Origin of the sequence: Bradyrhizobium sp. 179 (genome assembly GCF_023073535.1) — a bacterium.
Taxonomy (GTDB): Bacteria; Pseudomonadota; Alphaproteobacteria; order Rhizobiales; family Xanthobacteraceae; genus Bradyrhizobium.
Map to the genome: position 1 here is coordinate 208,488 of NZ_JADPJR010000108.1, position 25,250 is coordinate 233,737.

Consider the following 25,250-nt stretch of genomic DNA (forward strand, 5'->3'; position numbering starts at 1 on the left):
TGGATCCGCGAATGGACCACGAAAAGGTCAACATCCTGCTCGTCGACGACCAGCCGGCCAAGCTGCTCGCCTATGAGGTGATCCTGAAAGATCTCGGCGAGAATCTCGTGATCGCCTCGTCCGGCCGCGAGGCGCTGGAGGTTCTGCTCAAGACCGAGATCGCGGTCATCCTGGTCGACGTCTGCATGCCCGAACTCGACGGCTTCGAGCTCGCCGCGATGATCCGCGAGCATCCGCGCTTCCAGAAGACCGCAATGATCTTCATCTCTGCCATTCAGGTGAGCGACATCGACCGGTTGCGGGGCTACGAGATGGGCGCCGTCGACTACGTTCCGGTGCCTGTCGTGCCGGAGGTGCTGCGCGCCAAGATCAAGGTGTTCGCCGAACTCTATCGTAAGACCCGCGAGCTCGAACGACTGAATCAGGAGCTCGAGGACCGCGTCCGCGCACGCACCGCCGAGCTGGAGAATTCCACCGCCAAGCTTCGCGAGAGCGAGCAGCGGCGCAGCATGGCAATCGCCGCCGGCAAGATGGGGTCTTGGGATTGGGACTGGATCACCGGCGACTGGATGTGGGACGAGGGACAATATCGCATCTTTGGGGTTAGCCCGGAGAGCTTCGAGGTCAACCCGGCCAACGTTCAGGCGCTGTTGCATCCCGATGACGTCGATCAGTTGCGCAAGGCGATCGCCGAGTTCAACAGCGGCACGCGCTCCTATGAAACGGAGTTCCGCATTGTGCGGCCCGATGGTGAGGTACGCTGGTGCGTCGGCACAGCGGCCGCAACGGTCGACCATAGCAGCCGCGTGGTGCGGGTGAGCGGCGTTACGGTGGACATTACCGAACGCAAGCGCGCCGAAGAGCAGCAGAACCTTCTCGCGCGGGAAGTCGATCATCGCGCCAAGAACGCGCTGGCATTGGCGCAATCGATCGTGCGCCTCACCCGTGCCGACGAGGTCAAGGCCTATGTCAATGCCGTCGAGGGACGCATCAATGCGCTCGCGCGCGTGCACACCATCCTGTCGCTGTCGAGCTGGCAGGGAGCCGAGCTCTCCAAGCTGATCGACGAGGAGCTGGCACCCTACTCGCCGAGTGGCCAGATCAGGTTGGCGGGCCCCGAGGTTCAATTGCTGCCGACGACTGCCCAGACACTCGCGCTCGCTCTGCACGAGCTTTTCACCAACTCGGCAAAATATGGCGCGCTTTCGACGCGATCCGGGCGGCTCATGATCGGGTGGCAGGTCGATGACGAGCTCCTCACGCTGACCTGGGAGGAAACTGGCGGCCCGCTCGTCAGGACGCCGAAATCCCGAGGCTTCGGAACGCGGAGCCTGCTCGCGAGCGTCGAGTCCCAGCTCGGCGGACAGGCGAAATTCGATTGGCGCGCTGAGGGACTGTTGTGCCGCCTCGAGGTACCCTTGACACGCAAGCCGGCGGCGACGGCACCGAGCAAATTTGATGCCGCCGCGGCGGCCGAGTTGCAGCGCGCATCCGGTTAGAGCGTTTTCCAGCGAAGTGGTGACCGGTTCGCGTCAAGAAAACGCGTCAAGCCAAGAATCGAGAGCTTCCCTCAATCGGAACGGAGAGCTTTAGCCGGACGCCGTGTTCGTCATGCGCTGCTCCGTCCTTGGGTCGCGCGCGATGCGTCCTTCGAGCCAAGCTTCCGTTCGAGCGAGATCACGCAACGCCTTCGCGTAGCGCCGGGCCGCGCTTCGCTCCGCGCCGCGCGGGAGCTTGCGCGCCTTGCGCAAGATGTCTGCGGCCGCGTTGCGATAGGCCAGCGAGCGGTACAGAAAGACTACCTTGCCCATATCCAATGTCCCGTGTTGATGGCGCTCATGTTCGCAAGCCGGGCATGAACGTCGGATGAAGCTGGCGATGAAAATTCCTTCATCCAGATGGAACCAATGACTATTGCGCGCGTTTGCGGGCCAAATCGGGACATAGTTCCATGCGCGCGAAGAAGTCGTCGGGCCTGGTCTCTCCCACCGGCCTCATCAAGCTGATGACACATGCGATGATGGGTGCAGCCCTCGGCCTCGCCTTCAGCCTCACACTCATTCTGTCCAATCCAGCCGTCGCCAATCTGCTGAGTCATGGCGGAAGCCAAGCCGCTCTTGGGTTCGCTCTCACACTGGGGACGACCTTCGCGATCGGCGCGACGCTCACGGGCATCGTGTTCATCCTGGAAGAGAACAAGCAATCTTGAAGCGCGCGTGACCCTAGGGGAAGCTTTGTCGGGAACTCCTGCGAGGAACGGCAGTTGGCCGCCTGCGTCAATTTAACTCAGGGAGTTCCTCCATATGAAAACAGTCAAGCTCGCCTTCGCCGCAATGTTGGCAACCGGCCTCGCTGCCGCGCCGTTCGCCGCGCAGGCGAAGTCGCACAAGGCCAAACATGGATCCTCAATGTCATCGTCGCAGACCACGGGCGCGAACACCAAGTCCTCCAAGGGTGCCGATCCCTCCGGTCAAGGCGGCTCTGGCCCCGGCTCCGACCAGGGCGGCACGATGACGAACAAGGGTGGCATGAGCAACACCAAGTGAGCTCTGCGCGGTAACGTGAGAGTCCCGCGTTCAGCGCGGGGCCTTCACCAAAGCACGATGACGATTCATCCAGTCCCTCGCGCCATAAAGCGCAATGAGATTGGATGAACCGTCATTGCGCTTCAGATTGTTGTTTGAGCATCATCTTCTCGGAAAACCGCTACTACTTTAGCGCCACAGGTCGGCGCGCTGACCAGCGTATCGCCGCCGGCCCGCTTCACCTCTTCCAGGCATAGCGATCGCCGCATAAAGCCTCGCGCAACATCGCGGTCACGCGCCGGCGCGTCATCACGTCGGACGAAGGAACGTTGCCGCAGATTTCGTCCGGCACGGCCCGCACAGCGCGGCCCGTTAGGTGTCCGAGGGCATCGACAATCGGCAGCATGTCGCTTGCGCGCACGCTTAGTGACCGGCCAACACGCGCGCCGCCTTGTCGACATTCTTCACGGAGCGAAGACGCATCTGGCCGCGGACGTCAGGCAGGACGTCACCGCCCCCAGCCGCCTTCCATTCATCGATCAGCAGGTTGATTTTCCGGCGCAGATCGATCTGCGCCAGAGTTCGTTCGGTGCAGTCGCAATCGCCGTTGACGAGATCGCGCACAGACGCCTCGACCTCGGCCATTTCCAACCTCAAGGCGCTGATTTTACGCCGAATTTCGTTAATTCTGTTGTCCATGGCTTGTTAGAACAAAATAAGAACATATAGTCAAATCATGTTTTCAAACCGGAGGAGCTACATGCAGGTTCAGGCCAAATACGACGCCAGGGTTTTTCTTAGTGAGCAGATGACACGGGCGCAGGGACTGAGATTGAAGCGGCTGAGCGAAGAAGCGTATCAGCCGACACAATATGCGCGGGATCTCTCCTTCGCCGAGGCTGCGCGGCGCATCCAGGTGCTGGAGGCGGAGATCGAACTGGCGAATTCGTTCTAAGGCTGGCTTCACCGCCGGGAACATTGCAGGCGTGCTGTTCGGAACCATGCCGGTGTCCGACGGTTCTTCCTCGGCCAAGGGAGAAAAGGCATGGCACGTAAGGCAAAGAAGCGCCGCTACTCGCGCAGCTCCGGCAGCGATGTCGAAAGCGAGATGCGGCGTTACAAGAAAGGTACCGCGAAGAGCGGACGTGGCGGTCGCGGCGGACGCGTGAAGAGCCGCAAGCAAGCGATTGCGATCGGACTGTCGAAGGCACGCAAGAAGGGCAAGAAAGTCCCGAAGAAGGCCTCCAAGCGGAAGACGTCCAAGAAGAAGACGTCCAAGAAATCTGCCAAGAAATCTTCCAAGAAATCTTCCAAGAAATCTTCCCGGGCATCGTCAAAGCGCAAATCCACCAAGCGGTCGCGCTGACCTCGGTCAGATCATGCTGCCCGGCATGAAGCAGCGGATCGAAATCCCGAACGCAGTCTTCACCGGCCACACCATGGTGCGGCCGGCGCGGTTCGGCTCGGTGATGACGGCTTCATCCGGCACCTCGACCCATTGCCCGTCCAGCCGAACACGGTAATGCCCGTTGTGCGATTCCCAATCGGGATCGGAGACGGCAAAGCCGTCCGCATCCGAGCAGCACGGACCGAGGTGGCTGCGCAGGCTGTCGAACCATGGCTTCAGGGGCGAGTTCGCATAGCGGCCATCGTCGCGCCCGAGCGCGTTTCCTGCCGGCAGGATGAACCACGCGACGAGCAGCGTACTTATCAGCGAGAGCTTCAATCGATCCATGTCGGCACCGATCAAATGCGAACCACCGGCCAGTTCCACAAAGCGGTCGGGGGGTTCGAAGTTCCACGCTCGCAAACCCGATTCACGGCTTCATTGCCGCCGAGCAGATGCGCGGCCAGAAAGTCTGATGGCCGAACACGGCTTTTTCGGACGAACCGGGTCACCCACCCTGCCGTTAACGAGAATGTTATCGGTGGCCCGTGGGGGGTCTTGGATACGAATGCGAAAGGCGGCCGGAAGGCCGCCTTTTTGGATTGAAGCGATCCAAGCTCGCCTTACGCCAGTGGCACCGCGACGAATCGGGTGGCATCCGCGCTTCTGACCTGCAACAGCACGCTGCGCTTGCCGGACGATTTGGCCTGCGCCAGCTCCGAACGGACTTCGGCGACATTGCTGACAGCCTTGCCACCGACATTGAGGATGACGTCTCCGGTCTGGATGCCGCGCTGCGCCGCCGGTCCTTCCGGATCAACCTCCGTGACGACGACACCCTCCCGGCCGGCGCCCTGCACATCGCCGGCGGGAGCCAGACCAAGCCCAAGGCGCGGCGTGCCGGCGCCCGGCGGCACCTTGCCGTCATAGGCCTTGCCCTGCGCCTGCCGTTCGTTCGGCAGCTCGCCGAGCGCCAGCGTCACAGTCTTGCTTTCGCCCTTGTGGAAGACGTCGAGCTTGACTGAGCTGCCGGGCGCCAGGGTGGCGATGGTGCGGGCGAGATCGCGGGAATCCTTGACCGCCGTGCCGTTGACCGCGGTGATAACGTCGCCCGCCTCAATGCCGGCCTTCGCCGCCGGGCTGGCGGGTTGCGGATTGTCGACGATCGCCCCGCGCGCCTCCTTGAGGCCAAGGCTGTCGGCAATATCCGGCGTCACCGGCTGCACCTGCACGCCGAGCCAGCCGCGGGTGACTGCGCCCTTGTCCTTCAATTGCGCCACCACGAGCTTTGCGGTCGTGGCCGGAATATCGAAGCCGATACCGACCGAGCCGCCTGAGGGCGAGAAGATCGCGGTGTTCACGCCGATCACGTTGCCGCTCATATCGAAAGCCGGACCACCCGAATTGCCCTTGTTGATCGGCGCGTCGATCTGGATGAAGTCGTCATAGGGACCATTGCCGATGTCGCGGCCGCTGGCCGAGACGATACCCGCGGTGACGGTGCCGCCGAGGCCGAATGGATTGCCGACCGCAACGACCCAATCGCCGATGCGCGGCTTCTGGTCGGAGAATTTGACGAACGGAAAATCTTTCTTGCCCTCGACCTTGATCAGCGCGAGATCGGTCTTCGGATCTGTGCCGACGACCTTCGCGGTATAGGTCGTGCCGTCGTCCATGGTCACCTGCACGGACTCGGCGTGATCGACGACATGGTTGTTAGTTACGGCATAACCGTCGGCGGAGATGAAGAAGCCGGAGCCTTCGCCCGTGATCATTTGGCGGCGCTGACGCGGCATGCCGTTCATGCCACCCGGAAAGCGGAAACCGAACTGCCGCGAGAACTGGTCGAGCGGCGAGTCTTCGTCCGAATCCATCCGGTTTTGTTGCAGCATCGCGCTCTTGTCGTTGCTCTGGTCAATTCTGACCCGCACCGAGATGACGGCGGGTTTGACCTTGGCCACGAGATCGCCGAAGCCCGGCGGGGTCGCAGCCGTTTCGGCGGCCTGCGCCGGCGCGGCGAAGGAGGTTATCCCGAACGGCAAAGCGCCGGGAGCAGCCGCCAGCACGGCCGCGCCAAGCGCGGCCACGGTGCCGAGCAGCGCGAGCCTGCGCGTTCTCAGGATCTTGCGGGAGGTGGTGATGTCGGAATTGACGCGATCGTTCATGTCGAGATGTCCATGTTGAGCAGCTGTCGCCTTGCGCCCAACATGGTCGTTGCCACCTTACGGCGTCCCGTCCACGCGATTAAATCTTGGCAAAGATTTGGGGACCGGCCAGCGCGGCGAGACGATCAACGAAGACGATGCGGTCTGCGCGAAGCTTCAGCGCCCGATCTGGCAAGACATGTCGGCCGGGCTCTCGATCCGCACGGTCGGCCTGTCGGTCGCCCGCGCCGACATTGAGCCGAGCCGGCCCGCCACCGTCACGCCGCGGCAGGTGACTTCCAGGCCACGGCTTCCGGGGCGTCCTCGCCGCCTTGTGCATTGCACGCGTCGAAATGCGCCTTGAGCTCGACTTCCGCGAGATATTCGAAATGTTCGGCTTGGCCGAGAAGCTCCCAGTTCTGGAGCGGCCTATAGGCTGCCTGCTGACGACAGAGGGACGCGAGCGCCCGGTAGCGACGTACGTTCTCCATGAGACCCTCCCTCGCATTCCCAGGGCTTATTGCCCCGATTTGCGTCAGGCCGATGGCGGTCATGCAAAAGTTTTGCTGCGCCCGCCGCGCGCCAGCCTCGGTTAGTTCTAGCAAATGCGGAGGGGAGCCAAAGTTCCAGTCGGCGCGGATTCGCACGCTGAATTCTCGCCGCCCGCCAAGGCAGGCGTAGAGGCGGCGATCGATGACGTAGTCTACCGGACAGGGCCTCCATCGCTTACGCGCATCCGCTGCGCAGACCTGTCTTGCGGCTTTGGAAGCAAGCTGGCGTCGGCGGCGGCGCGAATGGCCGCAATATTGGCCGCGTATTCCGCGGCGCCTTTGCCGCGAAACACCGCGGAACCCGCCACGAGCGTATCGGCGCCCGCGGCAGCCACGGCAGCAGCATTGTCGCGCGTGATACCGCCGTCGACCTCGAGCCGGATCGGCCGGTTGCCAATCATGGTCTTGATCCGTGCGATCTTCGCCAACTGGGAGTCGAGGAAGGACTGGCCGCCGAAGCCGGGATTGACCGTCATCACCAGCACGAGGTCGAGATGATCGAGCACATATTCGATGACACTCTCCGCCGTCGCCGGACACAGACTCACGCCGGCTTTCCTGCCGAGCGCGCGGATCGCCTGAAGCGAACGATCCAGATGCGGGCCGGCTTCTGCGTGCACCGTAATGACGTCCGCACCGGCCTTCGCGAACGCCTCGAGATAAGGATCAACAGGCGCGATCATGAGATGCACGTCGAAGACCTTCTTCGTCAGCGGCCGGATCGCCTTGATGACGTCGGGGCCAAAGCTGATGTTGGGCACGAAGTGTCCGTCCATAACGTCGCAATGGATCCAGTCGGCCCCGGCCGCATCGATCGCCGCGATCTCCTCGCCGAGACGCGCGAAATCCGCCGCCAGAATTGAAGGAGCAATGATCACCTCTCTCGTCATGACCTTGCACTCCGCGCGTCGGCGCCGCCGCTGAAGACGCGGCTCGCCAGGACGTCGATGGGATCGATGGTTTCGAGGTCGGCGATGTCGAGCATGCGGTCGAGATCGGACACCAGACGATCGGCCTGCCGCAGGCGGATACGGTCAACGGCGTTGCGGATCGACCGCGCGTTGGAGAAGAACGGCTGGGTCCGGCGCAGCGCGATGTATTTTTCGAACGCCTCGCGCGCGGCCGCCGAGAAGCGATAACCGCGTTCCTTCAGCATCAGCTCGGCGATGACGAGCAGCTCGGCTTCAGCATAGTCTGGAAATTCGATATGGTGCGCGATGCGCGAGCGGAAGCCGGGATTGGAGGCGAAGAAGCTCGTCATCCGCTCGCCATAGCCGGCGAGGATCACGACCAGGTCTTCGCGCTGGTTCTCCATCACCTGGAGCAGGATCTCGATCGCCTCCTGGCCGTAGTCGCGCTCGTTGTCGGGCCGGTGCAGATAATAGGCCTCGTCGATGAACAGCACGCCGCCCATCGCCTTCTTCAATATTTCCTTGGTCTTCGGAGCGGTGTGGCCGATATACTGGCCGACGAGATCGTCGCGCGTGACCGAGATCACCTGCCCGCGCCGCACGAAGCCGAGGCCATGCAGGATCTTGGCCATGCGCAGCGCTACCGTGGTCTTGCCGGTGCCGGGATTGCCTGTAAACGACATGTGCAGCGTCGGCGGCGCGGAGGCCAATCCCGCCCGCTGCCTGATACGTTCGATCAACAGCAGCGAGGCGATCTGGCGCACGCGGTTCTTCACAGGCTTCAATCCGACCAGCTCCTGCTCGAGCTGTTGCAGCGTGTCGGTGATCCCGGCCGCTTCAGCTTCCTTCCGGAGATCGAAGTTGGTCTCGCTCTGTCCGGTTGTTGCGTGGGGAATATCCAGCATCGGCACCTCGAAGAAAAGAGCTTCGCCGCAAGGAAGCGGCGAAGCAGTGGTCCGCCAAGGAAACGGAGCAGGGAGTGCTCCGCGCGGAGAGGAATTGCTTACACGGACGCCTGAGCGGCCGGCTTTCGTACCGTGGTGTAGCGGATCGCGCGGCCGCCGACCTCGTGCCGCACCAGCTCGAACTCCGCCTCCTGCGGTGGCCGGTTGACGAGGAAGGAGATGCGTACCGATTCCCAGCCATGGCTGGAATCGAAACCGCTGATGCGGATGTAGCGGTCGCCGTACACCCTGCGGCACTCGGCGAGCTCCATCATCACGCCCGCGGCGTCCTGGAGATCGAACATCGGCAGGCCCCACATCTCCCAATAGGTGTTGCGGGGATGCGGATCGTCGGTGAACTCGATGTTCACCGCCCAGCCATTGGCGAGGCAGTACTGCACCTGGCTGTAGATCTGGTCGTCGGTCAGATCGGGCAGGTATGAGAAGCAGCCCTGGGTCAGTTTCATGTGAATCTCCTCAAACGGTTTCCAGCGCCGTCGGCACGAAGTCCGGCGTGTCGGTGGATTGATAGTTGAAGGTGACGTCCTTCCAGACTTCGAGCGCGGCCTTCAGTGGCGTGCAGGTCTCGGCCGCCTTGGCGAGGATCTCCGGCCCTTCGTGGATATAGTCGCGGCCCTCGTTGCGGGCGAGGATCATCGCTTCCAGCGCCACGCGATTGGCGGTCGCGCCGGCTGCAATGCCCATGGGATGGCCGATGGTGCCGCCGCCGAATTGCAGCACGACGTCCTCGCCCAAGAGGTCGAGCAACTGGTGCATCTGCCCGGCATGGATGCCGCCGGAGGCCACCGGCATCATCTTGTTCAGGCTCGCCCAGGATTGGTCGAAGAACAGCCCGTGCTCGAGCTTGGTTGGATTGAAGTCCTCGCGGCAGACGTCGTAGTAGCCGCGCGTTGTGTGGGGGTCGCCTTCGAGCTTGCCAACCACCGTACCGGCATGAATGTGGTCGACGCCGGCAAGCCGCATCCATTTGGCGATGACGCGGAACGACACGCCGTGGCTCTTCTGCCGCGTATAGGTCGAGTGGCCGGCGCGATGCAGATGCAGGATCATGTCGTTGCGCCGCGCCCACTTGGCCATCGACTGAATCGCGGTGTAGCCGATCACGAGGTCGATCATGACGATGCACGACCCGAGCTCTTTGGCGAACTCGGCGCGCTCGTACATGTCCTCCATCGTGCCTGCGGTGACGTTCAGGTAGGTGCCCTTGACCTCGCCGGAGGCCGCCTGCGCACGGTTCACCGCCTCCATGCAGTAGAGGAAACGGTCGCGCCAGTGCATGAAAGGCTGCGAGTTGATGTTCTCGTCGTCCTTGGTGAAGTCGAGCCCGCCCTTCAGCGCCTCGTAGACCACGCGGCCGTAATTGCGGCCCGAAAGCCCGAGCTTCGGCTTCACGGTCGCGCCCAGCAGCGGCCGGCCGAACTTGTCGAGCCGCTCGCGCTCGACCACGATGCCGGTCGCCGGTCCCTGGAACGTCTTCACATAAGCGACCGGGAAGCGCATGTCCTCCAGCCGCAGCGCCTTCAGCGGCTTGAAGCCGAACACGTTGCCGATGATCGAGGCCGAGAGGTTGGCGATCGAGCCCGGCTCGAACAGATCGAGGTCATAGGCGATGTAGGCGAAGTAGGAGCCGGGCGAGCCCGGGACCGGATCGACGCGATAGCATTTCGCGCGATATTTCTCCGCGGCTGTCAACCGATCGGTCCACACCACGGTCCAGGTCGCGGTCGAGGATTCACCGGCGACCGCAGCCGACGCCTCGATCGGGTCGACGCCCTCCTGCGGCGTCACGCGAAACAGCGCGATGACGTCGGTGTCCTTTGGCGTGTAGTCGGGCTCCCAATAGCCCATGCGCTTATATTCCATCACGCCCGAGCGATATCTTTCCTTGCCGCGGACGGTTCCTGCGTGTGCATTCATGACTCTCTCCTGCTCTTCTCTCTCTGAACGACTAGGCTGCGACCGGTTCGCGGGCGTCGATGCGCGGATCAAGTTCGCCGGCGCGATAGCGCCGCGCCATCTCGCTCATCGGAACCACCTTGATCTTGCTCGCGTGGCCAGCCGTGCCGAACTGCTCGAAGCGCTCGCGGCAAAGCTCGCGCATCGCATCCATCGCCGGCTTGAGAAACTTTCGTGGGTCGAATTCGGAGCGCGCCTGCGCGGCGACCTTGCGGAACACCGCGGTCATTGCGAGACGGCAGTCGGTATCGATATTGACCTTGCGCACGCCGCTTCCGATGCCGCGTACGATCTCCTCGACCGGCACGCCCCAGGTCTGCGGCATCTCGCCGCCGAACTGATTGAACATGTCCTGCAGCGGCTGCGGCACCGACGATGAGCCGTGCATGACGAGATGCGTGTTCGGCAACCGGCGATGGATCTCCTCGACTACCCGCATCGCCAGGATGTCACCATCTGGCTTGCGGCTGAACTTGTAGGCGCCGTGCGAGGTGCCCATCGCGATCGCCAGGGCATCGACCTTCGTCGCGCGGACAAAGTCGACGGCTTGGTCCGGATCGGTCAGCAACTGGTCGTGGCCGACCTTGCCCTCGACGCCGTGGCCGTCCTCCTGCTCGCCGCCGCCATGCTCGAGCGAGCCGAGCACGCCGAGCTCACCTTCGACGGAGGCGCCGACCCAGTGGGCGAGATCGACGACGCGGCGGGTGATCGCGACGTTGTATTCGTACTCGGCCGCAGTCTTTGCGTCGGCTTTCAGCGAGCCGTCCATCATCACCGAAGTGAAGCCGTGGGCGATCGCGGAGGCGCAGGTCGCTTCGTCATTGCCGTGGTCCTGGTGCATGCAGAGCGGGATGTCCGGATAGGTCCGCTCCAGCGCGTCGATCATGTGCGAGAGCATGAAATCGCCGGCATAGCTGCGCGCACCGCGCGAGGCCTGGATGATGACCGGTGCGTCGACCTCTGCCGCCGCCTGCATGATCGCGATGCCCTGCTCCATGTTGTTGATGTTGAACGCCGGCACCGCGTAGCCGTGGCTGGCGGCGTGATCGAGCAGTTGTCGAAGGGTGATACGAGCCACGATTAATCCTCCTTATTGTCGCTTGCGAGCGATCGCCCGTCGGGCGGCTTCCGCAATGCTTTGCGGTGTGATGCCGAACTCGCTGTACAGTACGGGCGCCGGCGCCGAGGCGCCGAAGCCGCGCATGCCGACGAACTCGCCCTCGGTGCCGATCCAGCGCGGCCAGTCGCCCGCTACGGCCGCCTCGATCCCGACGCGCGGCGCAGTGCCGAGCACGGTGGCTCGGTAATCGTCCGGTTGTTGCTCGAACAGCGCGAAGCAGGGTGCGGACACGACGGCGGCACGGATGTGCTCGGTCGCGAGCAGGCGCGCCGCCTCCAGCGCGATCGACACTTCCGAGCCGGTTGCGATCAACGTCACATCGCGGCCGCCGTCAGGCGAGACGACGAGATAGGCGCCGCGCGCGACGCGGTTTCTGCCGCGAGCATCGCTGCGGAAGGTCGGCAAGGCCTGACGCGACAGGCACAACACGGACGGACGGCTCTCGGAATTGAGTGCGCAGTCCCAGGCCTCCAGCGTCTCCACCGCGTCGGCGGGACGGAACACCAGAAGGTTCGGAATCACCCGCAGCGCGGCGAGATGCTCGACCGGCTGGTGCGTCGGGCCGTCCTCGCCGAGGCCGATGGAGTCGTGGGTCATCACATGGATGACGCGCAGCCGCATCATGGCCGCAAGACGAATCGCCGGCCGGCTGTAGTCGGAGAAGGCGAGGAAGGTACCGCCATAGGGGATGAAGCGGCCATGCAGCGCGAGGCCATTCATCGCGGCGGCCATGCCGTGCTCGCGAATGCCGTAATGGATGTAATCGCCGGCGAACGTCCCACGCGTGACGGGAGCCTGCACCTTGGCGTGCGTCAGGTTCGAATGCGTCAGGTCGGCCGAGCCGCCGACGAAACCGGGAATCGTCCCGGCGACACCGTCGAGCACCTGTTGCGAGGCCTGTCGCGTCGCGATCTTCGGGCGCTCGCTGGCGAAGCGCTCGCGCAACTTCGCCGCCGCCAGCGCATAGGCGCCCGGCAAGGCGACGGCCTTGCCCTCGATGAACAGGTCGCGCTGCTCTGGCGTCGCACGTTCATAACGATCGAGCCAGGCGAGACGATCCACCTGCCCGCGCTGTCCGATCATCCGCCACGCCTTCAGGATCGGAAGTGGCACCACGAAGGGCTGATAATCCCAGCCCAGCATCCGGCGCGCAGCGGCCGTCTGCTCGGCTCCGAGCGGCGCACCATGCGCCTTCTCAGTGCCCTGGCGGTCCGGCGCGCCATAGCCGATGATGGTGCGGCAGGCGATCAGCGATGGTTTTGTCGTCTCACGCTCTTGCGCAATCGCCTGCGCAACGGCCTCGGGATCGTGGCCGTCAACGCGGCGCACCGACCAGCCGGAGGCGGCGAAGCGCGCAAGCTGGTCGTCGGAGATTGCCAGCGAGGTCGGCCCGTCGATGGAGATTCCATTGTCGTCAAACAGCACGATCAGGCGGCCGAGCTGGAGATGGCCGGCCAGCGAAATCGCCTCCTGGCTGATACCCTCCATCAGGCAGCCGTCGCCGGCGATCACATAGGTGAAGTGATCGACGAGGCCATCGCCATGCCGCGCATTGGCCATGCGCTCGGCGAGCGCCATGCCGACAGCCGTCGCGATCCCCTGCCCGAGCGGTCCAGTCGTGGTCTCGACCCCCGGCGTGTGGCCGTATTCGGGGTGACCCGGTGTCTTCGAGCCCCATTGCCGGAACGCCTTGATGTCATCGAGGCTGACATCACCGCCGGTCAAATGCAGCAGCGCGTAGAGCAGCATCGAGCCGTGCCCGGCCGACAGCACGAAGCGGTCGCGGTCGGGCCAGTTCGGGTGCGCCGAGTCGAATTTGAGAAAGCGTGAGAACAGCACGGTCGCGACGTCGGCCATACCCATGGGCAGGCCGGGATGGCCGGACTGCGCGGTCTCGATGGCGTCGACCGCGAGGAAGCGGACGGCGTTGGCGAGATCGTTGTGCGTGACTGCCGTAAGGTCGGCTTCGGCATGAACCGAGACGTTCATCGGGCCCTCCCGTTATCGTCGTTGCTTCACTTCAGGTTTCGCTTGCGTTCGATCAGCTGCATGATCAGCGGCGTCAGGATCAGCTGCATCGCGAGATCGAGCTTCGCGCCGGGGCAGACGATCGAATTCGCGCGCGACATCCAGCTTTGCGGCAACATCGACAGCAGGTAGGGGAAGTCGATGCCCCGCGGATTCTTGAAGCGGATCACGACCATCGATTCGTCTGGCGTCGGGATCCAGCGCGCGATGAACGGATTAGAGGTGTCCACCGTCGGCACGCGCTGGAAGTTGATGTCGGTCTCGGTGAATTGCGGGCAGATGTAATGGATGTAATCGGGCATCCGCCGCAGGATGGTGTCGGTGACGGCCTCGGTCGAATAGCCGCGCGCGCTGCGATCGCGGTGCAGCTTCTGGATCCATTCGAGATTGATCACGGGCACGACGCCGATCTTGAGGTCGGCATAGCGCGCGACATTCACCTTGTCAGTAACGACGGCGCCGTGCAGGCCCTCGTAGAACAGCAGGTCCGAATTCTCGGGTAGCCGCTCCCAATCGGTGAAGGTGCCGGGAGGCGCGCCGTGCAACGCGGATTCCTCGGCATCGTGGACATAGTGACGCGTCACCGCCGTGCCGGTCTCGCCATAGTCGCGGAACGCGCGCTCCAGCTCCTCGAACAGGTTGGTCTCGGGGCTGAAATGGCTGAAATGCTTGTTGCCGCGCTCGGCCTCGTTCGCCATCTGCGCGCGCATCTCGGCGCGGTCGTAACGATGGAACGCGTCGCCCTCGATGTAGACGGCGTTGACCTTCTCGCGGAAGAATATCTGCTCGAAGGTCTTCTTGACCGAGGTGGTGCCGGCGCCGGAGGAGCCGGTGATGGAGATAATGGGATGCTTCCTGGACATGGGACGCCTCGCTCAGAGCCGGAAGAATCCGCGCCGCGCGAACAGCGGCGCGGAGACGCTGGCGACCAGCAGCGGATCGCAATGCAATTCCTCGACCCGCCGCACCTCGTTGCTCGAGCCCATCATCAGCGGCACGCGCTGGTGCAGGCTTTGCGCAGACAGCTCGAGGATGCGCTCGCGCCCGGTCGAGGCCGAGCCGCCGGCCTGCTCGATGATCATGGCCATCGGATGCGCTTCGTAGGTCAGGCGCAGGCGGCCGTCGCCATAGCCGGGGCGGGCGTCCGAGGGATAGAGGAACACACCGCCGCGGGTGAGGATGCGATAGGCTTCCGCGACCAGCGAGCCGATCCAGCGCATGTTGAAATCGTGGTTGGCGGGGCCTTCGACACCGGCGAGGCATTCGTCAATGAAAGCGCGCACTGGCGGATCCCAGTGCCGGCGATTGGACGCGTTGATCGCGAACTCGTCGCAAGCCTCGGAGATCTGCACGCCGCTGCGCGCGAGGCGGAAGCAGCCGGACTTGCGGTCGAGGGTGAAGATGTCGACGCCGTCGCCGAGCGTCAGCACCAGCGAGGTCTGTGGACCGTAGGTGACGAAGCCCGCCGCAAGCTGGGCCGAGCCGCGCTGATGGAAGGCGAGTGAGAGATCAACGGGTGCCGGCAGGATCGAGAAGATCGTGCCGACGGTCATGTTGATGTCGATGTTGGAGGAGCCGTCGAGCGGATCGATCGCGACGCAGATGCGGCCGTCACGGTCGACAATCTGGGCCTCGCGCATCTCCTCCGACGCCAGGGCAGCAAGCGGCAGCCTGCTAAGGCAGCGGCGCAGGATCGCATCGGCCTGAACGTCGAGATCGCGCTGGAGGTCGCCGTCGCTGTTGCGGCCCGTGGTCAGGCCCGAGGCGTCGGCGAGATCGCCGGAGGCGATGACATCGGCGATCTGGATCGCCGCTGCCGCGATGGCGTCGACTGCGGCCGCCACGGCGAGCGCATGCGGCGCGGTCTCAGAGTACCGCTGAAGGTGGTCGTCCAACCTGAGTTGCCCGGTCATCTGCGTCCATCCCATTGCTGGCGCCGCATCTATTTCCCTCCCCGTGGAGGTCGGTGCGGTCAGTCCCAGCACGATGAGATTGACAGGGACGGCTTAATAAGGAAAATTTCTATTCATAATGAGCTCCAAAGAATTTTCTTATAATGGCCCCGGCCACGGGGCGACCCAGCTCCGGCATCTGACGATCCGGCAGCTGCGCTCGCTTGCGGCGCTTTCGGCCAAGGGCAGCGTGACGGCGGCGTCCGGCCATCTCGGGCTGACGCAGCCCGCCGTGACCCAGCAGCTTCGGCAGCTTCAGGACCTCGCCGGCCTGCCGCTGGTGCAGCGGACCGGTGACGGCATGCTGCTGACGGAGGCCGGCAAGGAGGTGCTGGCGCTGGCCGAACGGGTCGAGGCCGCGATCATGGACTGCCAGGGCGCGCTCGACCTGCTGGCGGGGCGGACCGGCGGCACGGTGCAGCTCGGTGCGGTCTCGACCGCAAAGTACTTCGTGCCGCACGCGATCGCGGCGTTCTCCAAGCGCTATCCCAAGATCGAGATCAAGCTCACCATCGGCAATCGCGAGGAGATCCGCGAGGCCATGCACGGCTACGACCTCGATTTCGCCGTGATGGGTCGGCCACCCGCGGACGTCACTGTCGACGTCCGTCAGCTCGGGCGCAATCCGCACATCATCGTGGCGCGCAAGGGGCACTGGCTGGAGAAGGATTCGGGCCTTAACCTGACCGATCTCGTGCACGAGACCTTCCTCACCCGCGAACGGGGCTCGGGCACGCGGACGCTGATGGAAGGCATGTTCCAGAAGTCGGATCTCGAGCCGATCATCGGCATGGAGATGAGCAGCAACGAGACCATCAAACAGGCGGTGATCGCCGGGCTCGGCATCACCTTCATCTCGGCGCACACCGTGGCGCATGAGCTCGCCGAGGGCCGGCTGATCGTGCTCGATGTCGCCGGCCTGCCGATCGTGCGGCAATGGTACGTGATCCGCCGCAGCGACAAGGTGCTGCTGCCGCCGGCGCAGGCGATGTTCGATTTTCTGGGTTCGGAGGGATCGAACTATCTGCCCGACGTGCCCGAGCTCGGCGGGCGATAAGTCGCCGAAGTTCAGCCCATCAGCTTCATCGCGATCGTCGCGGCCAGGATCACGATGATCTGGAGTAGACGCTCCGTCGTGAAGATGCGGTTGAAGGTGGTCATCGCGTGCCCCGGCCGACGTGAAGAATCTCGTTGAGCCGTTGCTAGCACAGGCGCTTGCCGAGGCAACTCCGTAATTGCACCGTGATGTCCCGTGCACGATCCGACGATCGCACCTTCGGCAAGCTGGACCGAGGCCGTGCCGATGGTTGACGATCAGGCCGCGAGCGGGGCGGCGTAGTCTGCGCGCGCCGCGAAATAGGCTTCCAGCTCCAGTAGCGCCCGCGCTTCCCAATCCCTCGCCTGCTCCAACAACGACCAGCTCTGGCCCGGGCGGAATGCAGCGGTCTGGCGGTAGAGCGATGCGATGCCGCGGTAGCGGCGCACGTTCTCCAAGATGGCGTGACCGGTTATTTGGCCATTCATGTCCGAAAACTCCCTCGTCATTCCCGCGGGAGAAATTGCGGCCAAATCTTTTTCGAAAAGTTAGCGGCGCACGGCAAGCTCGCGGATGGTTGCCGAACTGTTGCGCGCGCGCAACGCGCATGCGCGTGCACAGTCGATCTATTGCGGGTTCGTTGCCGTGCTCTCGCCCGGGCGCTTCAGCCCGCCGCGGCTGACGATCGCCATCGTCTCGCGGCAGAGATCGGCGAGGCCGATCACCAGCACGGCCAGCAGGCAGAACAGGTTGATGGAATCGGCATTCGCGCTGGTCAGCGAATTGAACTCGAAAAAGGGCGGCATGAACGCCCACCATACCAGCGGAATGGTCAGCAGTGCGGCGAGCGCCGCCGCCGGCACGCCCGCGACAAGCCCGAGCAGGAAGACGCCGGGCAGGAATGCGGCGAAATACAGTTTTGCGCCGAGCGCGACACAAATTCCCTGAAGCACCGCCGACATCGCCACGATGACAAGCCCCAGCAGAAACGCCTGCCACGACCATGGCCGTACCCGCGGTACGCCAAACAGTCCCGTACGCCTCATCAGCCTCCCCCTGCCGCCTGTTAACCAGGTCCGCTTGCGACCAAAGTACTACAGCGGCGAGCGGACCGCGAGGCGGAAATTGCGTCCTCGCGCGGTTGGTAAATGGGCCGCACCGCATAATTGCGGCCATGCCGGCGGCTACTCGCTCGCCGCATAGAGCAGGCCAGCGACGGGCAGGGCAAGGCCAATGGCCGATGCCAGGGTCCAGCCGCCCTGTGCGAAGGCGAAGGCGCCGAGCGCGGAGCCGGCAGCACCTGCGGCGAAGAACGTCGCCATGTAGAGCCCGTTGAGGCGGCTGCGGTGCTCGTGCCCGAGCGCGAAAATGGCACGGAAGCCGAGCACGACATTGCCCTGCACCCCGATATCGATGGCAATCGCGGCCACCACCAGGCAGGCGAGGTTCAGCACCGATCCGGCCGCGCCGATCTGCGTGATCAGGAATCCGGCGGCTGCGAGCAGCATCGCCACCAGCGTCGCGAGGCGACTATGGCCGCGATCGGCGAGCCGTCCTGCGATCGGGGCCGCGAACACGCCGGCAACGCCGGCGAGCGCGAACAGCGCGATGCCGCGCTGGGAGAAGCCGAACGCGCTCGCGAGCTGGAGCGGCGCCACCGTCCAGAACAGCGTAAAGCAGCCGAACAGGCTCGCCTGGTAGAGCGCGCGGCGGCGCAGCAGCGGCGTGGTGCGCACCAGCTGCGGCATCGACAGCAGCAACGCGCCATAATGCATGCGCGCGACCGGATTGCGCTGCGGCAGCGTCATCCAGAGCACGGCTGCGAGCACGATCATCAGCCCGGCCGAGCCGAAGAACACCGCGTGCCACGACAGCGCCGCCGTGACGAAGCTCGACACCGGGCGCGCCAGCATGATGCCGAGCATCAGGCCGGTCGAGACATTGCCGACGACGCGGCCGCGGATGGCCTCGGGCGCCAAATGCGCGGCATAGGGAATGATGATCTGCACCGCGACCGAGCCGAGCCCGATGAACAGCGCGGCGATCAGGAACGGCAGCGCGTGAGTGGCGAACGCCGCGGCGAGCAGGGCCGCCGCCCCAAGCGCAATGACCGAGCAGATCAGCGTGCGGTTTTCGACGAGGTCGCCGAGCGGTACGATGAAGAGAAGCCCGACACCGTAGCCGATCTGCGTCATGGTGACGATCAGCCCGCTAGCTGCATGCGACAGGCCGAGCGCAGCGCTGATCGGCGCGATCAGCGGCTGGGCGTAATAGATGTTGGCGGCGACCATGCCACAGGCCGCGGCAAGCACGAAGGTCAGGCGCTGCGACACCGCATCCGGTCCGGGCGCGGTCTCGATCGTGGCATTCATCGTCATTCGCTTAGACTCCAGGAATAGGGAATGACCATTCCCTATTATGACAAAAATTCAGGCGAGCAGCTTCATAGCGACGGCGACGAGGCGCGTCCCGTCGAGCGGCAGGCGTGCCTTGCCGGCGACGCGCATGCCTTGCGTGATGCAGATCATCAGCCGCGCGGTGTCGTCGGCATCGACGTGACGGGGAATCGACCCATCGGCCTGCCCCTGGCGAATGAGGCCGGCGATGAAGCTCTCGTTCGTTTTGAGCTGCGCATTCACGCGGGCGCCGACCACGGGATCGAGCGCGGACAGTTCGACCGCACTGCCGACGACCAGGCAGCCGCGCCGCCCCTCGGTGCCCTGGGAATGCTCGACATAGGACAAGAGCACGTTGCGGATTTGCTCGCGGCCGTTTACACCGCGCGCCGCTGCGCTGCGCGTCTGCTCCTGGCGCAGCGTGGTGTAGCGTTCGAAGGCGGCGAGAAACACGGCATGCTTGTCGCGAAACGCCTTGTAGACGCTCCCCGTAGCCAGCCGCATCGCCGCGGTGAGATCGCCGATCGAGGTGGCATGATAACCGCGCTCGCGAAACACGCGCACGGCCCTGTCGAGCGCGGTGTTCATGTCGAACTCCCGGGGACGGCCGGGAGAACGGGCGGGCTGAGATCGGCGGGCGGCCTTTTGCATGGCGGGATAATAGGGAATGATTGTTTCCGAATAAAGACACTTGGTTGTGAATGGGAGTGGATAAAGGCTGGCTGATGGAGAGCGGAAACCTCGGAGATCGCGTCCCAGATAAGCTGCAACGCCCAAGCGTTGCGGCGCAGAGCCGGGGGCCAGAAAGCGACACGGCAAAATGCGGAGAGATGGGCCGCGGCTCTGCAGCGCATCGCTAAAGGGCGCTGCGCTGCGTCCGGGGCACGAGAGGAGAGTGAGGCATGATCTCTCCACACGTCATTGCGAGCGCAGCGAAGCAATCCAGAATCCCGCCGCGGAAAGACTCTGGATTTGCTTCGCTGCGCTCGCAATGACGGAGCAAGGTGCACGGACTCATTTTCAAACGCGCACTTTACGCAGACACGCCTTCGCATTCTCGTGGCGGATTTCGCCCGAGCTTTGCTTCGTCGCTCCACCCTCTCAAGCCAAGAGGGCGCAGGGAAGGCCGGGTGCCGGCTGGCACCCACGGTCCGCTGTGCGAAAGGCACACGCAGAAGAACTGCACAGCGGCATACAGGTGAAGCCCAACACACGGCCTTCCCTGCGCAGTGGTTTGACGGCTTATGCCGCGCTCTCCCGGGAGCCGAGTTCGTTCTGGCCTCCCTCGCCCTCGTGGAAGTCACGGACACCGCGCCGGTTGACGCCAATGCCCGCATCCGCAAGAGCTTGACCGTAGCAACGACGGCCAGGACCACACGGTTTTGCCGTACGCGCGGCTCGCCTGCGCCGCAGGGTTCCACGGCGTTGTGCACCTTGCCATCGACATGCTGGCGCGACGAACCTGACAGCGCCGTCCGTCTGCGCGAAGCCTCGAGGGCTCACGGAGAGCAATCCGCCCTGCCCCTGACTTATCGCGCCCGACGCTGCCGCGTCCACTGCAAGCCCGGCTCCGCGATCATCACGACACATGATCGCCCCTCTCGGATGAGCCGGGATGGGCGACACATGCGCCATTTCCGAATTTCGGTAAAGCGGAATATTTTTGCGCGACGGGATTGACAGAGCCGCGACACAGGCGCGGCAGCGTCGCCCGGCTGGAGTGGAAGCGCAATTCAGCGCCGTGCGCGCAACCAGAGGCCCGGGTTACACTGCGTTCCATCGGGTTACGAGAGGAGCTACGTGCAAGTGAGTGCGGGCGACCTCGCCGCTGCGATCGTTGCGAATATGCAACGGTTCCCCACGGTCTGAAGCCGGTCAAAAGAAACTCCCATTACGGCCACGAACCGCTCTCACAACGTCGTGAGACTAGCAGGGGAACTACGATGCGTGCACAGCGCGTTTGGAAAGTGAATGGGGCCGCCAGCATCGGGCAGCTCCAATCGAGACTGGATGACCTGAACAAGCGGCTTGGCCAGCTCGAAGGCCAGCATCCCGAGAGCTGGAAGATCGAAGAGCTGAGATCGAGCGCGCTCAGGCTGTCGCGCGAAATCGACGATATCCGCTGCGCCGAGGCGACGGCCGCGCTGAGCGAGTTGCTGCGCAAGTAATCAGGCCTATCGCAATTCGCTCGCCGGCCAAGGAACCAACCTCGCGCACCACCATTTCCATGCTGAGCATGGAGCAAGACCATGACGGCATCGCGCGCCTCGCACCGTGAGGGATTTCGCATGACGTCCGATCCCGAAGAGTCGGTGAGGCTGCAAGGCTATGGCGAGATGACGTTGCGCACCGCGATCGCGACGCTGATGGCGCTGGCGCCGCGCGAGCGATCCGACGCTGCCATCTTCCGCATCCGCGACGGCTCGCGCCTTGCCAGGCGCGAGATCACCGACCTCGCATCGGAATTGGGCATGGCGCCGCTCGCCGACGTCAGGTCTCCAAGACTCGTCCCGGAGCAGCACTGGCAGGACATCGTCCGCGGCATGGTGCGCGAGGCGCCGCTGCCCTCGCTGATGGTGGCGTTCTTGGTCGGCGTGCTTGTGGCGCGGCGTTGATCCTCACGCGGCGGCGCGGACCGATTTCGCGCGTTGCTCCAGCGCATTGATCGTCAACACGAGATTCTCACGTCGCGCGCGAAGGTTTGTCGCGAGCAGCGGATAGGACGGGTCCTTCACGTCAAACGCTCCGGCCTTGGCCTCTTCTTCGAGGATGTCGGAATTCATGAGCTGAACGCGCCACCACAAATCCGCAATCAGCGCGCTGAGCCGAAGCTCTCCAGTGGAGCCAAAACGGGACACTTCTTTCATTGTTTGCCTCACCCTGAAACAGTCCCTCCGCTGGGGACTGCCGATGGTCCTGACTGAGCAAACGGAATGCCAAGGCTGCAGGCCGGTCTAATACGCCGACCTGCACAACTTCTGGCCTGTACAGGGTCGACCGCAACCGGCGCGACCGAAAGGCGCGTTGATCGGCGTGAGCCATGCCACCCCGACAGACGTCCCTGCTAGGCCAAATCGACCGTGGACCCGCCCCGAAAATCGTTGCAAAAAGGCGCTCCCGAAGCGCCGGCGGCCGGTCTGCCAAGCCTTTAGGAATACGTCGACTTTTGGAAGAATGGTCGGAGTGGCAGGATTCGAACCTGCGACCCCTGCGTCCCGAACGCAGTGCTCTACCGGGCTGAGCCACACTCCGACAAGAAGGCGGCTTATAGCGTCGGGTTTGGCGCACCGCAAGCGGCCGAGTTGAGGAATTTTATCCCTGTGAAAATGGGTCTCGAAACGCTGATTTTGCCGGCCGGAGAGGCTGCGGCCGCGGCCGCGGCCCGAGCGCTCGCGGCCGGCGGGCTGGTCGCGTTTCCGACCGAGACGGTCTATGGGCTCGGGGCCGATGCCGCCAATGCCGCTGCAATCGCCCATCTCTACGCCGCCAAGGGCCGTCCTGCCTTCAATCCGCTGATCGCCCATGTCGCGGACGTTGCCGCCGCGCGGCGGATCGGGCGGCTCGATGCGCGCGCCCTTAAGCTTGCAGAGGCGTTCTGGCCGGGGCCGCTGACGCTGGTGGTGCCGAAGACGGAGAACTGCCCGGTAGCAGAGCTCGCGACCGCCGGTCTCGATACGGTCGCGATCCGCATCCCCGCCCATCCGGTGGCGCAGGCGATCCTGCACGCCTTTGGCGGGGCGGTGGTGGCGCCGTCCGCAAACATCTCCGGCCATGTCTCGCCGACGCTGGCCGACCATGTCGAAAGCGACCTTGCCGGACGGATCGACCTGATCGTCGACGGCGGGCCGGTCGAGGTCGGCGTCGAATCGACGATCGTCGGCTGCTTCGAGACCTTGATGCTGCTCCGCCCGGGCGGGCTGTCGCGCGAGCGTATCGAGGCCGTGCTCGGCGCATCCCTGGCGCGGCCACCCGCGGAGACCGAGAGCGGGGACAGCCAGCCGCTGGCGCCGGGCATGCTGGCTTCGCATTACGCGCCGCGCGCCCATGTACGGCTCAATGCGCACGAGGTGAAGCCGGACGAAGCGCTGCTGGCATTCGGCCCGGGGCGCCTGCCCGGCTTTGAAGCCGCCGCCGCTGTCATGAACTTGTCGCCCGCCGGCGATCTCGATGAAGCCGCCGCCAATCTGTTCGGCTATCTTCGCAGCCTCGATGCCAGGGGGCCACGCGCGATCGCCGTGATGGCGATCCCCGAAGAAGGACTTGGCGAAGCGATCAACGACCGGCTGCGCCGGGCGGCGGTTGCCCGATAGCGGATGATCCGGACTCTAAGGGACGCGTTAGCGAAAAGTGTGCGGCGGTTTTCCGATCAGATCATGCGCAAGGTATAAGTAGCGGAATGAAAGACGACCACATGAACATCAACACATCCGCCACCCCGCCGCTTGCGCCTGATTTGATCGAACAATTCCGCAAGATCGTCGGCGAGCGCCACGCGATCACCGATGCCGCCGACATCGAGGCTTACGTCACCGAGGAACGCAATTTGTTTCACGGCCGCTCGCCACTGGTGCTGCGTCCGGGCTCGACGGCGGAAGTCTCGGAGATCTGCAAGCTCGCCTCCGCGCACAGGATCGCGCTGGTGCCGCAGGGCGGCAATACCGGCCTCGTCGGCGGGCAGACGCCGCACAATGGCGAAGTGGTGGTGTCGCTGCGGCGGCTCGACAAGATCCGCGAGGTCGACACCGCCTCCAACACCATGACCTGCGAGGCCGGCGTCGTGCTGCAAATCGCGCAGCAGAAGGCGGCGGAGGTCAACCGGCTGTTTCCGCTCTCGTTAGGTGCCGAAGGCAGCTGCACTATTGGCGGCAATCTCTCGACCAATGCCGGCGGCACCGCCGCGCTCGCCTATGGCGTCGCGCGCGAGATGGCGCTGGGGCTCGAAGTGGTGCTGGCCGACGGACGCGTGCTGAACGTGCTGTCGAAGCTGAAAAAGGACAACACCGGCTACAATCTGCACAACCTCTTCATCGGCGCGGAAGGCACGCTCGGCATCATCACGGCGGCGACTTTAAAACTGTTTCCGAAGCCGCGGGCGGTCGAGACCGCCTTCGTCGGGCTGAAGTCGCCGGCCGCGGCGCTCAAACTGCTGACGATCGCGCAAGGTGAGGCCGCGAATGCGCTGACCAGCTTCGAGCTGCTGTCGCAGATGGCGGTCGACTTCTCCATCCGCCACGGCGTCGACGTGCGCGATCCGCTCGCAGAAAAGCATCCCTGGTACGTGCTGATGGAATTGTCTTCGCCGGGCGAGGATGCCCGCACGCCGCTGGAGACGATCCTGACCCGCGCCATGGAAGAGGAGATCGTCGACGACGCCGTGATCGCGGCCAATCTCACCCAGCGTGCCGGCTTCTGGAAGCTGCGCGACGAGATGTCGGCGGCGCAGAAGCCGGAAGGCGGCTCGATCAAGCACGACATCTCCGTCCCCGTCGCGGCCGTGCCCGCCTTCATCGCCGAGGCGGATGCCGCGGTGGTGAAGCTGATCCCCGGCGCGCGGCCGGTGCCGTTCGGTCACCTCGGCGACGGCAATCTGCACTACAACGTCAGCCAGCCGGTCGGCGCCAACAGTGCGGACTTTCTGGCCCGCTGGCACGAGATGAACGCGGTGGTGTTCGAGATCGTGCTGCGCATGGGCGGCTCGATCTCGGCCGAGCACGGCATCGGCGTGCTCAAGCGCGACGAACTGCCCGAGGTGAAGGACAAGACCGCGATCGAGCTGATGCGATCGATCAAGGCGATGCTCGATCCGCTGGGAATCATGAATCCGGGGAAGGTGCTGTGAGCGCTCTTGCGATCGACGCCATCGAGGACGCCGATGTCGAGCCGGTGGTGGCGCTGTGGCAGCGCTGCGGCCTGACCCGGCCGTGGAACGACCCGCGTGCCGACATCGCACTGGCGCGCCGCCGTGACAATTCCACGGTGCTGGTCGGCCGCGAGGGCGGCGCGATCGTCGCCACAATCATGGTCGGCCATGACGGCCATCGCGGCTGGGTCTATTACGTCGCCGTCGATCCTGATCGCCGCAAGCACGGCTACGGCCGCATCATCATGGCAGCAGCCGAGGACTGGCTGCGCGCGGCCGGAATTCTCAAGCTCCAGCTCCTGATCCGGCGCGAGAACGCGCAGGCCAATGCCTTCTACCAGTCACTGGGCTTTACGGAATCCACCTCGGTGATGTTCCAGAAGTGGCTCGACGGCCGCGAGACGACTCCAAGCAACTGA

General features: G+C 64.4%; 30 protein-coding genes and 1 tRNA gene. 11 read left to right on the plus strand and 20 right to left on the minus strand.

What is annotated here, in order from left to right; all coding sequences use genetic code 11:
* The first annotated feature begins 11 nt into the window (after positions 1 to 11).
* Positions 12 to 1,499, plus strand: a complete 1,488-nt coding sequence (locus IVB12_RS25885; protein ID WP_247303284.1) for an HWE histidine kinase domain-containing protein — start codon at positions 12 to 14, stop codon at positions 1,497 to 1,499.
* 90 nt (positions 1,500 to 1,589) lie between these two features.
* Here the strand turns inward: IVB12_RS25885 and IVB12_RS25890 are convergent, their stop codons facing one another.
* A complete protein-coding gene (locus IVB12_RS25890) occupies positions 1,590 to 1,811 on the minus strand; it encodes a hypothetical protein (RefSeq protein ID WP_247279142.1) in 222 nt (73 codons plus the stop codon).
* Positions 1,812 to 1,951: 140 nt separating this feature from the next.
* Between IVB12_RS25890 and IVB12_RS25895 the strand changes: the two genes are divergently transcribed.
* Positions 1,952 to 2,209 (plus strand): hypothetical protein, encoded by a 258-nt coding sequence (locus tag IVB12_RS25895; protein WP_247303286.1) that lies wholly within the window; start codon positions 1,952 to 1,954, stop codon positions 2,207 to 2,209.
* A gap of 94 nt (positions 2,210 to 2,303) precedes the next feature.
* On the plus strand, positions 2,304 to 2,546 hold the full coding sequence (locus IVB12_RS25900) for a hypothetical protein (protein WP_247303288.1): 243 nt from the start codon (positions 2,304 to 2,306) through the stop codon (positions 2,544 to 2,546).
* 217 nt (positions 2,547 to 2,763) lie between these two features.
* Here the strand turns inward: IVB12_RS25900 and IVB12_RS25905 are convergent, their stop codons facing one another.
* Both IVB12_RS25905 and IVB12_RS25910 read right to left on the minus strand, forming a co-directional pair.
* Entirely contained in the window at positions 2,764 to 2,931 is a 168-nt protein-coding gene (locus IVB12_RS25905; protein WP_247303290.1) for a hypothetical protein, read from the minus strand.
* Positions 2,932 to 2,948: 17 nt separating this feature from the next.
* Positions 2,949 to 3,170, minus strand: a complete 222-nt coding sequence (locus IVB12_RS25910) for a hypothetical protein (protein WP_247303292.1) — start codon at positions 3,168 to 3,170, stop codon at positions 2,949 to 2,951.
* 115 nt (positions 3,171 to 3,285) lie between these two features.
* Between IVB12_RS25910 and IVB12_RS25915 the strand changes: the two genes are divergently transcribed.
* Positions 3,286 to 3,480 (plus strand): DUF3072 domain-containing protein, encoded by a 195-nt coding sequence (locus tag IVB12_RS25915; protein ID WP_247303294.1) that lies wholly within the window; start codon positions 3,286 to 3,288, stop codon positions 3,478 to 3,480.
* 90 nt (positions 3,481 to 3,570) lie between these two features.
* Positions 3,571 to 3,891 carry a DUF6496 domain-containing protein gene (locus tag IVB12_RS25920; RefSeq protein ID WP_247303296.1) on the plus strand — a complete coding sequence of 107 codons (321 nt, stop codon included), beginning with the start codon at positions 3,571 to 3,573 and terminating at the stop codon, positions 3,889 to 3,891.
* Between the two features lie 6 nt (positions 3,892 to 3,897).
* Here the strand turns inward: IVB12_RS25920 and IVB12_RS25925 are convergent, their stop codons facing one another.
* From IVB12_RS25925 to IVB12_RS25975, 11 genes are all read right to left on the minus strand, one after another.
* Entirely contained in the window at positions 3,898 to 4,260 is a 363-nt protein-coding gene (locus IVB12_RS25925; protein ID WP_247303298.1) for a hypothetical protein, read from the minus strand.
* 275 nt (positions 4,261 to 4,535) lie between these two features.
* Positions 4,536 to 6,077: a Do family serine endopeptidase gene (locus IVB12_RS25930; RefSeq protein WP_247303299.1), complete on the minus strand. Its 1,542-nt coding sequence runs from the start codon at positions 6,075 to 6,077 to the stop codon at positions 4,536 to 4,538.
* A 257-nt stretch (positions 6,078 to 6,334) separates the two neighbouring features.
* Positions 6,335 to 6,547: a hypothetical protein gene (locus tag IVB12_RS25935; protein WP_247303301.1), complete on the minus strand. Its 213-nt coding sequence runs from the start codon at positions 6,545 to 6,547 to the stop codon at positions 6,335 to 6,337.
* Positions 6,548 to 6,759: 212 nt separating this feature from the next.
* Positions 6,760 to 7,497: a ribulose-phosphate 3-epimerase gene (rpe, locus tag IVB12_RS25940; RefSeq protein WP_247303303.1), complete on the minus strand. Its 738-nt coding sequence runs from the start codon at positions 7,495 to 7,497 to the stop codon at positions 6,760 to 6,762.
* Positions 7,494 to 8,423: a CbbX protein gene (gene cbbX / locus IVB12_RS25945; protein WP_247303305.1), complete on the minus strand. Its 930-nt coding sequence runs from the start codon at positions 8,421 to 8,423 to the stop codon at positions 7,494 to 7,496. The genes rpe and cbbX overlap by 4 nt, the downstream gene beginning before the upstream one ends.
* Positions 8,424 to 8,521: 98 nt before the next feature.
* Positions 8,522 to 8,929 carry a ribulose bisphosphate carboxylase small subunit gene (locus tag IVB12_RS25950; RefSeq protein WP_247303307.1) on the minus strand — a complete coding sequence of 136 codons (408 nt, stop codon included), beginning with the start codon at positions 8,927 to 8,929 and terminating at the stop codon, positions 8,522 to 8,524.
* Positions 8,930 to 8,939: 10 nt separating this feature from the next.
* Positions 8,940 to 10,400, minus strand: a complete 1,461-nt coding sequence (locus IVB12_RS25955; RefSeq protein WP_247303309.1) for a form I ribulose bisphosphate carboxylase large subunit — start codon at positions 10,398 to 10,400, stop codon at positions 8,940 to 8,942.
* Between the two features lie 31 nt (positions 10,401 to 10,431).
* The gene (gene fba, locus IVB12_RS25960; protein ID WP_247303312.1) at positions 10,432 to 11,517 is read right to left on the minus strand and encodes a class II fructose-bisphosphate aldolase; all 1,086 of its coding nucleotides are present in this window, start codon (positions 11,515 to 11,517) and stop codon (positions 10,432 to 10,434) included.
* A 12-nt stretch (positions 11,518 to 11,529) separates the two neighbouring features.
* Entirely contained in the window at positions 11,530 to 13,548 is a 2,019-nt protein-coding gene (tkt, locus tag IVB12_RS25965) for a transketolase (RefSeq protein WP_247303314.1), read from the minus strand.
* A 26-nt stretch (positions 13,549 to 13,574) separates the two neighbouring features.
* Complete coding sequence (locus tag IVB12_RS25970; RefSeq protein ID WP_247303316.1) at positions 13,575 to 14,450, minus strand: phosphoribulokinase; 876 nt, start codon at positions 14,448 to 14,450, stop codon at positions 13,575 to 13,577.
* Between the two features lie 12 nt (positions 14,451 to 14,462).
* Positions 14,463 to 15,500, minus strand: coding sequence for a class 1 fructose-bisphosphatase (locus IVB12_RS25975; RefSeq protein WP_247303318.1), 1,038 nt, complete (start codon positions 15,498 to 15,500; stop codon positions 14,463 to 14,465).
* Between the two features lie 118 nt (positions 15,501 to 15,618).
* Here IVB12_RS25975 and IVB12_RS25980 point away from each other — a divergent pair, with 118 nt between their 5' ends.
* The gene (locus IVB12_RS25980; RefSeq protein WP_247303320.1) at positions 15,619 to 16,596 is read left to right on the plus strand and encodes a LysR family transcriptional regulator; all 978 of its coding nucleotides are present in this window, start codon (positions 15,619 to 15,621) and stop codon (positions 16,594 to 16,596) included.
* Positions 16,597 to 16,853: 257 nt separating this feature from the next.
* Here the strand turns inward: IVB12_RS25980 and IVB12_RS25985 are convergent, their stop codons facing one another.
* The 4 genes from IVB12_RS25985 to IVB12_RS26000 form a co-directional block, all read right to left on the minus strand.
* A complete protein-coding gene (locus IVB12_RS25985; RefSeq protein ID WP_247303322.1) occupies positions 16,854 to 17,063 on the minus strand; it encodes a hypothetical protein in 210 nt (69 codons plus the stop codon).
* Between the two features lie 138 nt (positions 17,064 to 17,201).
* Positions 17,202 to 17,621, minus strand: coding sequence for a DUF4118 domain-containing protein (locus IVB12_RS25990; protein WP_247303323.1), 420 nt, complete (start codon positions 17,619 to 17,621; stop codon positions 17,202 to 17,204).
* A gap of 138 nt (positions 17,622 to 17,759) precedes the next feature.
* A complete protein-coding gene (locus tag IVB12_RS25995; RefSeq protein WP_247303325.1) occupies positions 17,760 to 18,953 on the minus strand; it encodes an MFS transporter in 1,194 nt (397 codons plus the stop codon).
* A gap of 51 nt (positions 18,954 to 19,004) precedes the next feature.
* The gene (locus IVB12_RS26000; RefSeq protein WP_346657738.1) at positions 19,005 to 19,622 is read right to left on the minus strand and encodes a TetR/AcrR family transcriptional regulator; all 618 of its coding nucleotides are present in this window, start codon (positions 19,620 to 19,622) and stop codon (positions 19,005 to 19,007) included.
* Between the two features lie 1,292 nt (positions 19,623 to 20,914).
* On the opposite strand from IVB12_RS26000, the gene IVB12_RS26005 reads away from it, so the two are divergent.
* Positions 20,915 to 21,139 (plus strand): hypothetical protein, encoded by a 225-nt coding sequence (locus tag IVB12_RS26005; protein ID WP_247303329.1) that lies wholly within the window; start codon positions 20,915 to 20,917, stop codon positions 21,137 to 21,139.
* 81 nt (positions 21,140 to 21,220) lie between these two features.
* Positions 21,221 to 21,586, plus strand: a complete 366-nt coding sequence (locus tag IVB12_RS26010) for a hypothetical protein (RefSeq protein ID WP_247303331.1) — start codon at positions 21,221 to 21,223, stop codon at positions 21,584 to 21,586.
* A 3-nt stretch (positions 21,587 to 21,589) separates the two neighbouring features.
* Here the strand turns inward: IVB12_RS26010 and IVB12_RS26015 are convergent, their stop codons facing one another.
* Positions 21,590 to 21,838, minus strand: coding sequence for a hypothetical protein (locus IVB12_RS26015; protein ID WP_247303332.1), 249 nt, complete (start codon positions 21,836 to 21,838; stop codon positions 21,590 to 21,592).
* 308 nt (positions 21,839 to 22,146) lie between these two features.
* Positions 22,147 to 22,223, minus strand: a tRNA-Pro gene (locus IVB12_RS26020).
* Positions 22,224 to 22,297: 74 nt separating this feature from the next.
* Between IVB12_RS26020 and IVB12_RS26025 the strand changes: the two genes are divergently transcribed.
* The 3 genes from IVB12_RS26025 (at position 22,298) to IVB12_RS26035 (ending at position 25,250) form a co-directional block, all read left to right on the plus strand.
* A complete protein-coding gene (locus IVB12_RS26025) occupies positions 22,298 to 23,281 on the plus strand; it encodes an L-threonylcarbamoyladenylate synthase (protein WP_247303398.1) in 984 nt (327 codons plus the stop codon).
* 101 nt (positions 23,282 to 23,382) lie between these two features.
* Positions 23,383 to 24,810 (plus strand): FAD-binding oxidoreductase, encoded by a 1,428-nt coding sequence (locus tag IVB12_RS26030; RefSeq protein ID WP_247303334.1) that lies wholly within the window; start codon positions 23,383 to 23,385, stop codon positions 24,808 to 24,810.
* The gene (locus tag IVB12_RS26035; protein ID WP_247303336.1) at positions 24,807 to 25,250 is read left to right on the plus strand and encodes a GNAT family acetyltransferase; all 444 of its coding nucleotides are present in this window, start codon (positions 24,807 to 24,809) and stop codon (positions 25,248 to 25,250) included. The genes IVB12_RS26030 and IVB12_RS26035 overlap by 4 nt, the downstream gene beginning before the upstream one ends.

Bases quoted from the DNA above. Each gene is read 5' to 3' on its own strand.
- IVB12_RS25885 (WP_247303284.1), top strand. From the start codon at position 12: ATGGACCACGAAAAGGTCAACATCCTGCTCGTCGACGACCAGCCGGCC.
- IVB12_RS25890 (WP_247279142.1), bottom strand. From the start codon at position 1,811: ATGGGCAAGGTAGTCTTTCTGTACCGCTCGCTGGCCTATCGCAACGCG.
- IVB12_RS25895 (WP_247303286.1), top strand. From the start codon at position 1,952: ATGCGCGCGAAGAAGTCGTCGGGCCTGGTCTCTCCCACCGGCCTCATC.
- IVB12_RS25900 (WP_247303288.1), top strand. From the start codon at position 2,304: ATGAAAACAGTCAAGCTCGCCTTCGCCGCAATGTTGGCAACCGGCCTC.
- IVB12_RS25905 (WP_247303290.1), bottom strand. From the start codon at position 2,931: ATGCTGCCGATTGTCGATGCCCTCGGACACCTAACGGGCCGCGCTGTG.
- IVB12_RS25910 (WP_247303292.1), bottom strand. From the start codon at position 3,170: ATGGCCGAGGTCGAGGCGTCTGTGCGCGATCTCGTCAACGGCGATTGC.
- IVB12_RS25915 (WP_247303294.1), top strand. From the start codon at position 3,286: ATGCAGGTTCAGGCCAAATACGACGCCAGGGTTTTTCTTAGTGAGCAG.
- IVB12_RS25920 (WP_247303296.1), top strand. From the start codon at position 3,571: ATGGCACGTAAGGCAAAGAAGCGCCGCTACTCGCGCAGCTCCGGCAGC.
- IVB12_RS25925 (WP_247303298.1), bottom strand. From the start codon at position 4,260: ATGGATCGATTGAAGCTCTCGCTGATAAGTACGCTGCTCGTCGCGTGG.
- IVB12_RS25930 (WP_247303299.1), bottom strand. From the start codon at position 6,077: ATGAACGATCGCGTCAATTCCGACATCACCACCTCCCGCAAGATCCTG.
- IVB12_RS25935 (WP_247303301.1), bottom strand. From the start codon at position 6,547: ATGGAGAACGTACGTCGCTACCGGGCGCTCGCGTCCCTCTGTCGTCAG.
- rpe (WP_247303303.1), bottom strand. From the start codon at position 7,497: ATGACGAGAGAGGTGATCATTGCTCCTTCAATTCTGGCGGCGGATTTC.
- cbbX (WP_247303305.1), bottom strand. From the start codon at position 8,423: ATGCTGGATATTCCCCACGCAACAACCGGACAGAGCGAGACCAACTTC.
- IVB12_RS25950 (WP_247303307.1), bottom strand. From the start codon at position 8,929: ATGAAACTGACCCAGGGCTGCTTCTCATACCTGCCCGATCTGACCGAC.
- IVB12_RS25955 (WP_247303309.1), bottom strand. From the start codon at position 10,400: ATGAATGCACACGCAGGAACCGTCCGCGGCAAGGAAAGATATCGCTCG.
- tkt (WP_247303314.1), bottom strand. From the start codon at position 13,548: ATGAACGTCTCGGTTCATGCCGAAGCCGACCTTACGGCAGTCACGCAC.
- IVB12_RS25970 (WP_247303316.1), bottom strand. From the start codon at position 14,450: ATGTCCAGGAAGCATCCCATTATCTCCATCACCGGCTCCTCCGGCGCC.
- IVB12_RS25975 (WP_247303318.1), bottom strand. From the start codon at position 15,500: ATGACCGGGCAACTCAGGTTGGACGACCACCTTCAGCGGTACTCTGAG.
- IVB12_RS25980 (WP_247303320.1), top strand. From the start codon at position 15,619: ATGAGCTCCAAAGAATTTTCTTATAATGGCCCCGGCCACGGGGCGACC.
- IVB12_RS25985 (WP_247303322.1), bottom strand. From the start codon at position 17,063: ATGAATGGCCAAATAACCGGTCACGCCATCTTGGAGAACGTGCGCCGC.
- IVB12_RS25990 (WP_247303323.1), bottom strand. From the start codon at position 17,621: ATGAGGCGTACGGGACTGTTTGGCGTACCGCGGGTACGGCCATGGTCG.
- IVB12_RS25995 (WP_247303325.1), bottom strand. From the start codon at position 18,953: ATGACGATGAATGCCACGATCGAGACCGCGCCCGGACCGGATGCGGTG.
- IVB12_RS26000 (WP_346657738.1), bottom strand. From the start codon at position 19,622: ATGCAAAAGGCCGCCCGCCGATCTCAGCCCGCCCGTTCTCCCGGCCGT.
- IVB12_RS26005 (WP_247303329.1), top strand. From the start codon at position 20,915: ATGCGTGCACAGCGCGTTTGGAAAGTGAATGGGGCCGCCAGCATCGGG.
- IVB12_RS26010 (WP_247303331.1), top strand. From the start codon at position 21,221: ATGACGGCATCGCGCGCCTCGCACCGTGAGGGATTTCGCATGACGTCC.
- IVB12_RS26015 (WP_247303332.1), bottom strand. From the start codon at position 21,838: ATGAAAGAAGTGTCCCGTTTTGGCTCCACTGGAGAGCTTCGGCTCAGC.
- IVB12_RS26025 (WP_247303398.1), top strand. From the start codon at position 22,298: ATGGGTCTCGAAACGCTGATTTTGCCGGCCGGAGAGGCTGCGGCCGCG.
- IVB12_RS26030 (WP_247303334.1), top strand. From the start codon at position 23,383: ATGAACATCAACACATCCGCCACCCCGCCGCTTGCGCCTGATTTGATC.